The 13,074-nt window shown below is 51.7% G+C and carries 12 protein-coding genes and 1 riboswitch; of the genes, 9 read left to right on the forward strand and 3 right to left on the reverse strand.

The window, feature by feature from the left end:
• The first annotated feature begins 2 nt into the window (after positions 1–2).
• The 4 genes from COO59_RS15850 (at position 3) to COO59_RS20950 (ending at position 3,658) form a co-directional block, all read left to right on the forward strand.
• Complete coding sequence (locus COO59_RS15850; protein WP_103060730.1) at positions 3–1,214, forward strand: argininosuccinate synthase; 1,212 nt, start codon at positions 3–5, stop codon at positions 1,212–1,214.
• Between the two features lie 73 nt (positions 1,215–1,287).
• Positions 1,288–2,661 (forward strand): argininosuccinate lyase, encoded by a 1,374-nt coding sequence (argH, locus tag COO59_RS15855; protein ID WP_103060731.1) that lies wholly within the window; start codon positions 1,288–1,290, stop codon positions 2,659–2,661.
• A gap of 479 nt (positions 2,662–3,140) precedes the next feature.
• Complete coding sequence (locus tag COO59_RS15860; RefSeq protein ID WP_103060732.1) at positions 3,141–3,383, forward strand: hypothetical protein; 243 nt, start codon at positions 3,141–3,143, stop codon at positions 3,381–3,383.
• A gap of 119 nt (positions 3,384–3,502) precedes the next feature.
• Entirely contained in the window at positions 3,503–3,658 is a 156-nt protein-coding gene (locus tag COO59_RS20950; RefSeq protein WP_165786528.1) for a hypothetical protein, read from the forward strand.
• Positions 3,659–4,058: 400 nt separating this feature from the next.
• Here COO59_RS20950 and COO59_RS15865 read toward each other — a convergent pair whose 3' ends face one another.
• Positions 4,059–4,793, reverse strand: coding sequence for a redoxin family protein (locus COO59_RS15865; RefSeq protein WP_103060733.1), 735 nt, complete (start codon positions 4,791–4,793; stop codon positions 4,059–4,061).
• Between the two features lie 140 nt (positions 4,794–4,933).
• On the opposite strand from COO59_RS15865, the gene oxyR reads away from it, so the two are divergent.
• Positions 4,934–5,851, forward strand: coding sequence for a DNA-binding transcriptional regulator OxyR (gene oxyR, locus COO59_RS15870; protein WP_103060734.1), 918 nt, complete (start codon positions 4,934–4,936; stop codon positions 5,849–5,851).
• Here the strand turns inward: oxyR and sthA are convergent.
• Positions 5,834–7,234 carry a Si-specific NAD(P)(+) transhydrogenase gene (gene sthA / locus COO59_RS15875; protein ID WP_103060735.1) on the reverse strand — a complete coding sequence of 467 codons (1,401 nt, stop codon included), beginning with the start codon at positions 7,232–7,234 and terminating at the stop codon, positions 5,834–5,836. The genes oxyR and sthA overlap by 18 nt on opposite strands.
• 193 nt (positions 7,235–7,427) lie before the next feature.
• Here sthA and fabR point away from each other — a divergent pair, with 193 nt between their 5' ends.
• Together fabR and COO59_RS15885 are read left to right on the forward strand one after the other, a co-directional pair.
• Positions 7,428–8,069 carry an HTH-type transcriptional repressor FabR gene (gene fabR, locus COO59_RS15880; protein WP_103060736.1) on the forward strand — a complete coding sequence of 214 codons (642 nt, stop codon included), beginning with the start codon at positions 7,428–7,430 and terminating at the stop codon, positions 8,067–8,069.
• An 18-nt stretch (positions 8,070–8,087) separates the two neighbouring features.
• Positions 8,088–8,435 carry a YijD family membrane protein gene (locus tag COO59_RS15885; RefSeq protein ID WP_103060737.1) on the forward strand — a complete coding sequence of 116 codons (348 nt, stop codon included), beginning with the start codon at positions 8,088–8,090 and terminating at the stop codon, positions 8,433–8,435.
• Between the two features lie 182 nt (positions 8,436–8,617).
• Here COO59_RS15885 and trmA read toward each other — a convergent pair whose 3' ends face one another.
• Positions 8,618–9,718: a tRNA (uridine(54)-C5)-methyltransferase TrmA gene (gene trmA, locus COO59_RS15890; RefSeq protein WP_103060738.1), complete on the reverse strand. Its 1,101-nt coding sequence runs from the start codon at positions 9,716–9,718 to the stop codon at positions 8,618–8,620.
• A 123-nt stretch (positions 9,719–9,841) separates the two neighbouring features.
• Positions 9,842–10,020, forward strand: a riboswitch (cobalamin riboswitch).
• A 69-nt stretch (positions 10,021–10,089) separates the two neighbouring features.
• Between trmA and btuB the strand changes: the two genes are divergently transcribed.
• Both btuB and murI read left to right on the forward strand, forming a co-directional pair.
• Positions 10,090–11,955 carry a TonB-dependent vitamin B12 receptor BtuB gene (gene btuB / locus COO59_RS15895; RefSeq protein WP_165786529.1) on the forward strand — a complete coding sequence of 622 codons (1,866 nt, stop codon included), beginning with the start codon at positions 10,090–10,092 and terminating at the stop codon, positions 11,953–11,955.
• Positions 11,900–12,751 (forward strand): glutamate racemase, encoded by an 852-nt coding sequence (murI, locus tag COO59_RS15900; RefSeq protein ID WP_103060739.1) that lies wholly within the window; start codon positions 11,900–11,902, stop codon positions 12,749–12,751. The genes btuB and murI overlap by 56 nt, the downstream gene beginning before the upstream one ends.
• Positions 12,752–13,074: the final 323 nt, after the last annotated feature.

The following is a 13,074-nucleotide window of genomic DNA, read 5'->3' on the forward strand; positions in this document are numbered from 1 at the left end:
ACATGCAAAATCAAGGCATCAAAAAAATCGTTCTGGCTTACTCTGGTGGCCTGGATACCTCTGCCATTATTCCGTGGCTGAAAGAGAATTACGGCTGTGAAGTGGTCGCCTTTGTGGCGGACATTGGCCAGGATCGTGAAGATTTAGTGGGCGTGGAGAAGAAAGCGCTGCAGTCAGGTGCGTCAGAATGCCATGTTGCCGATCTGCGTGAAGAGTTTATTCGTGACTACGTTTATCCGGTGCTGCAAACCGGCGCGCTGTATGAAGGCAGCTATCTGCTGGGCACCTCCATGGCGCGTCCGATCATTGCGAAAGCACAGGTTGAGCTGGCGCTGAAAGTGGGTGCTGATGCTTTATGTCACGGCGCAACCGGTAAAGGTAACGATCAGGTTCGTTTTGAAACCACCTATACCGCGCTGGCCCCGCAGCTGAAAGTCGTCGCGCCGTGGCGTGAGTGGGATCTGCGCTCGCGTGAAGCGCTGCTTGATTACCTGAAAGAGCGCGATATTCCAACCACCGCGTCGCTGGAAAAAATCTACAGCCGCGATGAAAACGCCTGGCATATTTCTACCGAAGGCGGCGTGCTGGAAAGCCCGTGGAACGCACCGAATAAAGATTGCTGGGTCTGGACTGTCGATCCGCAGGAAGCACCGGATCAGCCGGAGCAGGTCACGGTAACGGTAGAAAAAGGCCGCGTCGTGGCGGTTAACGGCGAGCAGCTGAGCCCGTTCCAGTGCCTTGATAAACTGAATGCGCTGGGCGCGAAGCACGGCGTGGGCCGTATCGATATTGTAGAGAACCGTCTGGTCGGCATTAAGTCCCGCGGCTGCTATGAAACTCCCGGCGGCACCATTATGGTCAACGCACTGCGCGCCGTAGAACAGCTGGTACTGGATCGCGATAGCTTTAAATGGCGCGAGCAGCTGGGCCTGGAGATGTCATACGTGGTTTATGACGGACGCTGGTTCGCCCCGCTGCGTAAATCTCTGCAGGCTGCCGCTGAGTCGCTGGCTACCGAAGTCAACGGCGAAGTTGTGCTGCAGCTTTATAAAGGTCAGGTTACGGCGATTCAGAAAAAATCAGCGAACAGCCTCTATTCTGAAGAATTCGCGACCTTTGGCGAAGATGAAGTTTACGATCACAGCCATGCGGGCGGCTTTATCCGTCTGTTTTCACTCTCTTCACGCATCCGGGCGCTGAACGAGAAAAAATAAGCGGGACGGCGGCGAACGCCCGATAACAAGCCAGGCTGAGCCCTGCGCGCAACAGATTTCAGGAGCATTCAAAATGGCACTATGGGGTGGACGGTTTACACAGGCGGCTGATGGACGGTTTAAACAGTTCAATGATTCGCTACGCTTTGATTATCGCCTGGCCGAGCAGGATATTACCGGCTCTGTTGCCTGGTCAAAAGCACTGGTGACCGTTAACGTATTAACTCAGGATGAGCAGCAGCAGCTGGAAGTTGCGCTGAATACGCTGCTGGAAGAAGTGCGTGCTAATCCGCAGCAGATTCTGCAAAGCGATGCTGAGGATATCCATAGCTGGGTTGAAGGCCGTCTGATTGAAAAAGTGGGCGCATTGGGCAAAAAGCTGCATACCGGACGTAGCCGTAACGATCAGGTTGCGACCGATTTAAAGCTCTGGTGCAAAGAGCAGGTTTTGCTGCTGCTGAGCGCGGTGCGGGAACTGCAGCTGGCGTTAGTTGCGACCGCCGAAGCCAGTCAGGATGCGGTTATGCCGGGCTACACTCACCTGCAGCGCGCGCAGCCGGTTACCTTCGCTCACTGGTGTCTGGCCTACGTTGAGATGCTGGCGCGTGATGAGAGCCGTCTGCAGGATACGCTGAAGCGTCTGGATGTTAGCCCGCTGGGCAGCGGCGCCCTGGCGGGAACCGCCTATGAAATAGATCGTGAGCAGCTGGCGGAATGGCTGGGATTCGCCAGCGCCACACGCAACAGCCTGGACAGCGTTTCCGATCGCGATCATGCGCTGGAGCTGCTTTCCGATGCGGCGATCGGGATGGTGCATCTGTCGCGTTTTGCTGAAGACCTGATCTTTTTTAATACCGGAGAAGCAAATTTTGTTGAGTTATCCGATCGGGTGACGTCCGGTTCATCGCTGATGCCGCAAAAGAAAAATCCTGATGCGCTGGAGCTGATCCGTGGCAAGTGCGGCCGGGTACAGGGCGCGCTGACCGGTATGATGATGACGTTGAAAGGATTGCCGCTGGCCTACAACAAAGATATGCAGGAAGACAAAGAAGGGCTGTTTGATGCGCTTGATACCTGGCTCGACTGTCTGCATATGTCGGTGCTGGTGCTGGATGGCATTCAGGTAAAACGCCCGCGCTGTCAGGAAGCGGCGGAGCAGGGCTATGCCAATGCCACCGAACTGGCGGACTATCTGGTCGCGAAAGGCGTACCTTTCCGTGAAGCACATCATATTGTGGGTGAAGCGGTGGTGGTGGCAATCGGTCAGGGCGTGGCGCTGGAAGCGTTGACGCTGGCGCAGCTGCAGCAGTTCAGCCCGATTATCGAACAGGATGTTTACCCTGTACTTTCGCTGCAATCCTGCCTGGATAAGCGTAATGCCAAAGGCGGCGTCGCGCCGCAGCAAATAAAAATGGCCATCCAGCAGGCGAAACAACGCCTTAATTAACACAGTTCAGGATTAACAAGGAGAGAGAATAATTTCTCCTTGTTATATTATGATATTCTATTAATTAACCTGTCTAATTTTTATCATTTCTTGTAAGTGTTTATTTGATTTTTATTTTTCCTGATACTGAAAAATATCTTCTTATTTTATCCTGCTGCAATGTTACCCCTGAAACAGCTTTAAGAAGTTCTTCTGCCCTCGTTATTCCGTTTGTTAATCTGATAAAACTATTAATATTTAATATCATTGTCATGAAAAGCATTTGAATGTTTTTTTAATGAGGTTTTTATCTTTGGCGGTAGGGAAGAGATTTTTTATTTTTCTCTGGTTTAAAATTAAATCCGCTGTTTTTGCTATTAAATTTAAATGGTTTTTTTTCAAAAAAATAACGAATCTTCTATGGTAGTATTTGGGGCGGCGTTAATATCTCTACGGGTAATAATGTATTGATAGCTTATAAAATATTGTAAGGGAAAAGTATGCGTGATTTAGCGTTAAATGAGATAGCCATTGTTTCAGGCGGTATCACTCCTTGTGAGATCGCTGGCTTTGTGGGTAATCGTCTTGCCAGTTCAATATTTGGTGGCGTTGCGGCTGCCGTTACCGGCGGTTCTATCGGTTATCTGCATGGCGGTAATGCAATGGGCGTGCTGGGATTGGGTATTATTGGGCAGTTTGTCGGGGCGTGGTTGCGGCCGGTATCGGTGGCATTGGCGGCCTGATTGGCCGGTCTGCTGGTGCCGGTTGATTATTGCTACCCTTTGGCAATGGAAGCATTCAATTCGATTATTGGCGGTAAAATAGAATAAAAACCAATGGTTTTAAATTTTAAAAGGAATTTATGATGCGAGAATTAAAAAACAACGAAATCCTCAGCGTAACAGGTGCCTATACAAATAATATTGTCGCTAATTTTGTTGAAGGTATTACTTGTTCTATTGGTAGCTGGTCGCTGGCAACACTGGGCGGGCGCGGAGCGCTTCCAGTTCCGATCTGATTGGTATCGGTGGTGGTTTTACCGCGCTGTTCGGTATGCTGGGAGGAGCAGTCCTTGGCGCCATTGCCGGTGTAGTAGCGGGTCCTTTTGTCGGTTATGAACGCGGTCTGACTATAGCAGAAGATATGCTCCGCGAGCTTATGAAAGGGCAGCCGGGTAATCTTAATCTTTAAGTAACCTAACCCCATCTACTATTAAAATAGCGGTTGGCTGTTTCATTATTAAATCTGTTCTTTATTAAGGACTGGTCTCCTGTTGTTAAAGAAGAGGCAAAAATATATTAACACTAAAGCCATAAAAAAGGCGGGCATACTAGCCCGCCAACCTCTGACTTCAGATATTTTTTTATTATAGGCACATCTGAAAACCGGCCAGGGTAACGAAGCCGGTTCCCGGATTCTCAGGCAAGGTTGAAGAATTTTTCCAGATCGTCGCTGCCGCCAATATGCCGTCCGCCGATAAAGACCTGCGGTACCGTTGCACGACCGGTCATAGCGCGCAGGCTAACGGTAGTGGCGTCTTGTCCAAGAACGATTTCTTCATACTGAATGCCGCGATCGATCAGCATCTGTTTCGCTTTGGTGCAGAACGGGCAGCCCGGTTTGGTAAACAGCGAGACTGATTCCTGCACTTTAAATTCCGGCGCCAGATAACGCAGCATAGTATCGGCATCGGACACTTCAAACGGGTCGCCCGGTTTGTTCGGCTCCACAAACATTTTTGCCACTACGCCGTCACGAACCAGCATTGAATAACGCCATGAGCGCGGGCCAAAGCCTAAATCAGCTTTCTCAACCAGCATCTCCATTCCACGTGTGAAATCGCCGTTGCCGTCCGGAATAAAGGTGATGTTTTCTGCATGCTGGTCGGCTTTCCAGGCGTTCATGACGAAGGTGTCATTCACTGAAACGCACAGAATGCTGTCAACGCCGTGCTGTGCAAAGACGCTTGCCAGCTCGTTGTAACGCGGCAGATGGCTGGAGGAACAGGTAGGCGTAAACGCGCCCGGCAGCGAAAATACGATTACGGTTTTGCCCTTAAACAGCTCGTCAGTTGTAACATCGACCCAGCTATCGCCCTGACGCGTATGAAAAGTAACCTGTGGGACGCGTTTACCTTCCTGACTTGCAAACATAAGAATCAATACCTCTTCATTAACGTTGCGTTTGATGTGATGAACTTCTGGTGAGCATTATTCTCAACCACGCTTGATAGGGCTAATCGTTCATTGCTATTCTATTCATTGCCACGGGCTATCGTGGCTCGGAGGATAAAATGAATATTCGTGATCTTGAATACCTGGTCTCTTTGGCCGAACACCGCCATTTCCGTCGTGCTGCCGACGCCTGTCATGTCAGTCAGCCTACGTTAAGCGGTCAGATCCGTAAGCTGGAAGATGAGCTTGGCGTCATGCTGCTGGAGCGCACCAGTCGTAAGGTGCTGTTCACCCAGGCGGGCCTGCTGCTGGTGGATCAGGCGCGTACCGTTCTGCGTGAAGTGAAAGTGCTGAAGGAGATGGCCAGCCAGCAGGGCGAAGCGATGTCCGGCCCGCTGCATATCGGCTTAATCCCAACGGTGGGGCCTTATCTGCTGCCGCATATTATTCCTCAGCTGCATCAAAGTTTCCCCAAGCTGGAAATGTATCTGCATGAAGCGCAAACGCAGCAGCTGCTAAGCCAGTTGGATAGCGGGAAGCTCGACTGCGCTATTATCGCGCTGGTAAAAGAGAGCGAAGCTTTTATTGAAGTACCGCTGTTTGACGAGCCGATGAAGCTGGCGATCTGGCAGGATCATCCGTGGAAAGATCGCGATCGCGTGCCGATGTCCGATCTTGCCGGTGAGAAGCTGCTAATGCTGGAAGATGGTCACTGCTTGCGCGATCAGGCGATGGGTTTTTGTTTCCAGGCGGGTGCCGATGAAGATACGCATTTCCGCGCCACCAGCCTCGAAACGCTGCGCAATATGGTTGCGGCAGGCAGCGGCATTACACTGCTGCCCGCGCTGGCGGTTCCTCAGGAGCGTACCCGCGACGGCATTACTTACGTTTCCTGCTATAAGCCGGTGCCACAGCGTACTATCGCCCTGGTTTATCGTCCGGGATCGCCTCTGCGCAGCCGCTATGAACAACTGGCAGAGGCTATCCGTAGCCATATGCAGAGCTATATGGAAACCACGTTAAAACAGGCGGTTTAAGCCGTTTAGCGCGGCAACGCGGTACGCTTCCGCCATCGTGGGATAGTTAAAGGTGGTATTCACGAAATATTCGATCGTGTTGCCGCCATTTTTTTGCTCCATGATCGCCTGTCCAATATGGATAATCTCGGCCGCGCGCTCGCCAAAGCAGTGAATGCCCAGGATCTCTTTGGTATCACGGTGGAACAGAATTTTCAGGCTACCGACGTTCATCCCGACAATCTGCGCGCGCGCCAGATGCTTAAACTGCGCCCGGCCCACTTCATAAGGCACTTTCATTGCCGTCAGCTGCTGTTCGGTTTTTCCTACCGAGCTGATTTCTGGAATGGTATAGATGCCGGTCGGAATATCTTCAATCAGGTGCGCCGTCGCTTCGCCTTTTCTCAGCGCCTGAGCGGCAATGCGTCCCTGGTCGTACGCGGCGGAAGCCAGGCTCGGATAACCGATCACATCGCCTACCGCGTAGATATGCGGCTGCGCCGTCTGGTACATGCTGTTAACTTTCAGCAGGCCACGACCGTCGGCTTCCAGCCCAACGTTTTCCAGCGATAAAGAGTCCGTATTGCCCGTGCGTCCATTCGCATACAGCAGGCAGTCCGCTTTGACTTTTTTGCCGGACTTCAGGTGAATAACCACGCCATCGTTAAATCCTTCGATCTTCTCAAACTCTTCGTTATGACGAATGACCACGCCGCTGTTCCAGAAATGGTAGGAAAGCGCATCGGACATCTCCTGGTCGAGGAAAGCCAGAAGGCGGTCGCGCGTATTGATCAAATCTACTTTCACGTTCAGGCCACGGAAAATAGAGGCATATTCACAACCAATCACCCCTGCGCCATAGATAATGACGTGTTCTGGCTCGTGGTGAAGATTAAGAATGGAGTCGGAGTCATAAATACGCGGATGGGTAAAATCAACGTCAACCGGATGATAAGGACGCGAACCACAGGCGATAATAAACTTCTCTGCCGTCAGCCGTTCAACGGAACCGTCAGAACGGGTTAACGCAATGGTGTTCATATCGATAAAACGTGCGTCGCCCTGATAAAGCTCACAGCGGTTACGCTCATAAAAGCCCTGACGCATACGCGTCTGTTGACTGATAACGTTTTCTGTATGATTCAGAATATCGGCGAATGAAGAGCGAAGATGGCGGGTGTGATCGCTGTATAAAGGGTTCTGGTTAAACTCGATGGTACGGCTTACTGCATGGCGTAATGCTTTAGACGGTATCGTCCCCCAATGTGTGCAGCCGCCGCCAATATTGTGATAGCGTTCAATTACCGCGATATGGGCTCCTTGTTTCACCAGGCCCATTGCGGCGCCTTCACCGCCCGGACCGGAGCCAATCACAATAACATCGTAATCGTAAGCATGTTGCATACCGGCACTTCCTTTATTTTATATACATTTTAGCAACGAGATTCTAACATCCCGACGCGAACATCCCAATTCTTCGAGTGATTTTAGCCTCAATTTGCTAAAGAGAAAGGTTAACAGTCGGTCACAAACTTTGCCGGACTGTACGCTGAGTTATTTGATATAGTAAATATCCGGTAGGCTAACAGGCGGAAAAATGGGCGTTAGAGCACAGCAAAAAGAACGTACACGACGTTCGCTAATTGAAGCGGCATTCAGCCAGTTAAGCGCCGAACGCAGTTTTGCCAGCCTGAGCCTACGAGAAGTTGCGCGTGAAGCCGGAATCGCGCCAACCTCTTTTTACCGCCATTTTCGTGATGTCGATGAGCTGGGATTGACCATGGTGGATGAAAGCGGCCTGATGTTAAGGCAGTTAATGCGTCAGGCGCGCCAGCGTATTGCCAAAGGCGGCAGCGTAATCAAAACCTCCGTCGCCACCTTTATGGAATTTATCGACAGTAATCCTAATGCGTTTCGCCTGCTGTTGCGGGAACGCTCCGGTACTTCTGCCGCCTTCCGTGCCGCCGTTGCCCGTGAAATTCAGCACTTTATCGCCGAACTGGCCGACTATCTCGAATTAGAAAATCGCATGCCGCGTAGCTTTACCGAAGCGCAGGCGGAAGCAATGGTCATTATCGTCTTTAACGCGGGCGCCGAGGCGCTGGATATTAACGTTGAACAACGACGTAAGCTGGAAGATCGGCTGGTTTTACAATTGCGCATGATTTCTAAAGGCGCCTACTACTGGTATCGTCGCGAACAAGAGCGCATGGCCGTTACGCTCGATAATCATAACTAAATGTGAAAAGGAGATGACATGACAGATAAGAACCCACGCGATAAAGGAACCCTGGTGTTGGCATTTATTACCGGTCTGGCGATAAATGGTTCTTTTTCAGTGCTTTTCAACTCTTTTGTGCCGTTTTCGATTTTTCCGCTTATTGCGCTGGGTCTCGCGGCCTGGTGTCTGCATCAGCGCTACCTTAATCGCGCGATGCCGGAAGGGATGCCCTCGTTGGCTGCGGCCTTTTTCCTGTTGGGGATCCTGCTGTATAGCGCGATTGTGCGTGCCGACTACCCGGAAATCGGCTCTAATTTCCTGCCTGTCGTATTAATGGTGGCGCTGATTTTCTGGATTGGCACCAGGCTGCGCCACAGACGTTAAATCCGTTTCCTGTTTACCCGGCTTCGTCCCAGAGGCGGATCCCGGCGATGAACGCAGCTGGCCGGAAAGAGATCACGACGGCCTTTCCGCCAGCTGGTAAGCGAACAGTAAGACCGAGCGCGGCCGCTGAGCGGCGCGCCCCGATCCTGACTATAGAGCATCGTGTCCCGCTACAGTTTTAACTAACGTCGGGTCAGCAGTACGCCGCATTCCATATGATGGGTATACGGGAACTGATCGAACAGCGCCAGACGCGTAATATTATGCGTCTGCGACAGCGTCTCCAGGTTCGCGCACAGCGTTTGCGGATTGCAGGAAATATAGAGGATCTGCGGATAGCCCTGCACCAGTTTTACCGTATCCTCATCCAGGCCGCTACGCGGCGGATCGACAAAAATGGTTTCGCACTGGTAGTCCTGCAGATTGGTGCCCTGCAGACGATTAAAGGTGCGGACCCCATTCATCGCCTGAGTAAATTCCTCTGCCGCCATGCGGATAATCTGCACATTATCGATCTGGTTCGCCGCAATATTATATTGGGCTGCCGCCACGGAAGGTTTGGCGATTTCCGTTGCCAGCACGCGTCGGAAATTGCGTGCCAGCGCCAGGGAAAAGTTGCCGTTGCCGCAATAGAGTTCCAGCAGATCGCCCGCGGCATCTTTTGTCACGTCCAGCGCCCATTCCAGCATCTGGATATTCATTGCCGCATTAGGCTGGGTAAAGCTGTTCTCAATCTGGCGGTAAATCATTTCGCGACCGGCCACCGGCAGACGTTCATCGACATAATCGCGGTCGAGACATATTTTGGTCTTTGTGGCTCGGCCTATCAGCTGTAAGTCAAAGCCCTGAGCCCGCAGCTCATGACGCAGGGTTTCCGCCGCCTGCTGCCAAACATCATCCAGTTTGCGATGGTAAAGCAGTGAGATTACAACCTGACCACTTAGCGTTGACAGGTAATCGATCTGGAAAAGTTTACGGCGTAGCGCATCGTTACTGCGGATCGCGGCGATCATTAGCGGCATAAGCTGATTAATCAGTTCGCTTGCGGCCGGGAATTGATCGACCCGGATACGCTCGCGCGTCTGCTGATCAAAAATGATGTGGTAAAGGTCATCGCCCTCGTGCCAGATTCGAAATTCGGCCCGCATACGATAATGGCTGACCGGCGAGCGGTACACCTCAACGGCTGGCGCAGAAAACGTTGCCATCATGTTTTGCAGGCGCGTCGTTTTCTCCGCGAGCTGGGTTTCATACTGTTCGACAGGCAGTTTTTCGGGCGTCATGGCTTTTCCTGATTGAATGGCAAACTTGCCGGGCGATTGTAGGGATTCACCAGGTGATGTCCAGTCCTGTGATCGCCTCGCTCCTGGCTGGCCGGAAGTCTGGACTTCCATAAACCTCAATTGTAGACTGCGCGGGCCGGCCTCCTGCTGAGTTAATAGGGAATCCAGTGAAATTCTGGAGCTGACGCGCAGCGGTAAGGAATGTCGTGGCGATTGCTAACGCAGACACTGTCATTTGATGGGAAGTCTTCGCCATTTAATCGATTCCAAGCCCGAAGACCTGCCGGTAATACGTCGCACTTTACGGCTATCGCGTACTATTGGCCGTATGCCTGCGGCATCCTGCTGTATCTTTTGGATGCTTGAAATAGATGATCATAATGAAAAAAACGCCGTTGGCACTGGCTGTCATGGCGATTTCTCTCTGGGCGCAATCCGCCATTGCCGTAAAAAATGATGATGCGCTCGTTGTTACGGCTAACCGAACTCAACAGCCGGTATCCAGCGTGCTGGCGCCGATTGATATTATTACGCGTGATGATATTGACCGCTGGCAGGCGAAAACCCTGACGGACGCGTTGCGACGTCTGCCCGGCGTTGACGTGTCGCAAAGCGGCGGCATGGGGCAGCTTAATACGCTATACGTGCGCGGCACGGAAGCGCGTCATACGCTGGTACTAATTGATGGTATTCCGCTGGCCAAGCCGGGTATCACCGGTATTGCCGATTACAATCAAATTCCCCTCTCTCTGGTTCAGCGTATCGAGTTTATTCGTGGCGCGCGCTCAGCGGTGTATGGCGCGGATGCGATTGGCGGCGTCATCAATATTATTACCCAGGCAGAGCAGCCGGTAAGCCAGCTGCAGGTAGGCGTTGGTTCTAATCATTATCAACAATATGACGGCGCGCTGCGCCAGGCGTTAGGGAAGGATACGCTGGTTACCGTCGCGGGCGGGTTTCAGGATACCAAAGGTTTTAATGTACAGCCGCAGTCGACCTATGCGGTTGATAACGACCGCGACGGCTTTCGCAATAAAACTTTCTGGGCCGGTATTGATCATCGTTTTAACGAGGCGATTTCCGGCTTTGTGCGCGGCTATGGCTACGACAATAAAAGTATGTATGACGCTGGCTATCCCAACGTCGTAGATTTACAGCAGATTTACAACCATACCTGGGAGTCCGGCCTCGCGTTTAACCAGGGGAATTACGCTTCCCAGCTAACGCTGAGCCTGCAGAAGTATAAAGATTATAACTACGTTAGTACTCAGGGGCGGTATCACAGCGGGACGACGCTGGATGATATGGAGCAGCGCAACCTGCAATGGAGCAACAGCTATCGTATCGGACAAGGCATGATCAGCGCTGGCATCGATCGGCAAGAGCAGCGGTTAGTTTCACGCGACGATTATGCCTCCGATCGTTATAAGCGCACCAACACCGGTTACTACCTGACCGGCCAGCAGCTGTTTAATGATGTGACGCTTGAGGCCGCGTTGCGCGGTGACGATAACAACCAGTTTGGCTGGAATACAACCTGGCAAGCTGCGGCGGCATGGGAGTTTATCCCGAACTATCACGCAACGCTTTCGTATGCTACCGCTTTCGAGGCGCCTACCCTTGGGCAGATGTACGGCCAGCAGCGTCTTTATATAACGGCCTCTCCCGATCTGGATGCAGAGAAATCAAAGCAGTGGGAAATTGGGCTGGAAGGCTTAACCGGGCCGGTTGACTGGCGGCTTTCAGCTTATCAGAACAAAATTGATAATTTGATTGATTACTCGGCTGACGATACTGGGGTGGGGCGTTATTACAATGTTCAGGCTGCGACGATCCGCGGCGTTGAATGGACCGGCAGCTTTGACACCGGCATCTTTTCGCATCGCATTACATTCGGCTACCTTGATGCGCGTCGCGACAGCGATAACGAGGTACTGGCTCGTCGTTCAAAGCAACAGTTTAAATATCAGCTGGACTGGACGATGTTCGGGCTGGATATGGATGTTGCCTGGCAGTATTACGGTAAAAGTTACAATAACAATACCAACCAGTACGCCAGCGAGCAGCGCCGCATGCCGAGCTATAGCCTGGTCGATCTTTCCGCCTCTTATCCGCTCACCTCTCACCTGACGGTTCGTGGTAGAATTGCCAACCTGTTCGATAAAGATTACGAGACAGTGTATGGCTATCCAACTGCAGGGCGTGAGTACTACCTCAGCGGAATCTACAGCTTCTGAATTACGGCCTACCGTGCTGGTGTTTGATTCCGGCGTGGGCGGTCTCTCTGTCTATAATGAGGTTCGGCAACTGCTGCCGAATCTTCATTACCTCTACGCTTTTGATAACGTCGCTTTTCCCTATGGGGAAAAAAGCGAGGATTTTATTGTTGAGCGCGTGGTGGAAATTGTCGATGCGGTAGCAAAACGTTATCCGCTATCTATGGTGATTATCGCCTGTAACACCGCCAGTACCGTTTCCTTGCCTGCATTACGTTCGCGTTTCGCTTTCCCGGTAGTTGGGGTCGTGCCCGCAATTAAACCCGCCGCCAGGCTGACCCGAAACGGTATTGTCGGGTTGCTGGCTACGCGAGCAACGGTATCTCGTCCTTATACACGCGATCTGGTTGCCCAGTTCGCCAGCGAGTGTAAGACCGAAATGTTGGGTTCAGCGGAGCTGGTGGAACTGGCAGAGATGAAACTCCACGGGCAGACAATCCCTCTTGAAACTATTCGGCGGATTTTACAGCCCTGGCTGCGTATGCCTGAGCCTCCCGATACCGTTGTGCTGGGATGTACTCATTTTCCTCTGTTAGCAGAAGAACTCCAGGCGGTACTGCCTGAAGGCACCCGGCTTATTGATTCAGGAGCGGCGATCGCACGACGTACCGTGTGGCTACTGGAGCATGAAGCGCCGAAAGCCTGTTCCACACACGGCAATCTGGCGCTGTGTATGGAAATGTCGCCGGAAGCTGTACAATTAATACCCGTTTTACAGCGTTATGGCTTCGAAAAGCTGGAAAAACTAGCGCTTTGATGAAAAAAACATCATCTGAATTTATTTTGCAATTAGTACTTGTCAGGTCAAAAGAACTCCCTATAATGCGCCTCCACTGACACGGAACAACGACTTCTTAGTCGGCCTTGTCAGGAAGGGAAAAGAAAATAAGCTCTTGACTCTTCAGCGGGAAAGCGTAGTATACGCAGCCCGCGCCACTGAAGAATGTGGCACTGCTCTTTAACAATTTATCAGACAATCTGTGTGGGCACTCACGGACGGGATATCGCAAAACTAATTGCAGTATCAAGTCTCAGAGTGAACACGTAATTCATTACGACGTTTTTATGAGCATCAGACTT

It is taken from the genome of Mixta theicola (assembly GCF_002895925.1).
GTDB classification, from domain to species: Bacteria; Pseudomonadota; Gammaproteobacteria; order Enterobacterales; family Enterobacteriaceae; genus Mixta; species Mixta theicola.

Coding starts and splice junctions, on each gene's coding strand:
- sthA (WP_103060735.1), bottom strand. CDS start 7,234: ATGCAACATGCTTACGATTACGATGTTATTGTGATTGGCTCCGGTCCG.
- fabR (WP_103060736.1), top strand. CDS start 7,428: ATGGGCGTTAGAGCACAGCAAAAAGAACGTACACGACGTTCGCTAATT.
- btuB (WP_165786529.1), top strand. CDS start 10,090: ATGATCATAATGAAAAAAACGCCGTTGGCACTGGCTGTCATGGCGATT.
- COO59_RS15850 (WP_103060730.1), top strand. CDS start 3: ATGCAAAATCAAGGCATCAAAAAAATCGTTCTGGCTTACTCTGGTGGC.
- oxyR (WP_103060734.1), top strand. CDS start 4,934: ATGAATATTCGTGATCTTGAATACCTGGTCTCTTTGGCCGAACACCGC.
- COO59_RS15885 (WP_103060737.1), top strand. CDS start 8,088: ATGACAGATAAGAACCCACGCGATAAAGGAACCCTGGTGTTGGCATTT.
- murI (WP_103060739.1), top strand. CDS start 11,900: ATGGCTATCCAACTGCAGGGCGTGAGTACTACCTCAGCGGAATCTACA.
- trmA (WP_103060738.1), bottom strand. CDS start 9,718: ATGACGCCCGAAAAACTGCCTGTCGAACAGTATGAAACCCAGCTCGCG.
- argH (WP_103060731.1), top strand. CDS start 1,288: ATGGCACTATGGGGTGGACGGTTTACACAGGCGGCTGATGGACGGTTT.
- COO59_RS20950 (WP_165786528.1), top strand. CDS start 3,503: ATGATGCGAGAATTAAAAAACAACGAAATCCTCAGCGTAACAGGTGCC.
- COO59_RS15860 (WP_103060732.1), top strand. CDS start 3,141: ATGCGTGATTTAGCGTTAAATGAGATAGCCATTGTTTCAGGCGGTATC.
- COO59_RS15865 (WP_103060733.1), bottom strand. CDS start 4,793: ATGTTTGCAAGTCAGGAAGGTAAACGCGTCCCACAGGTTACTTTTCAT.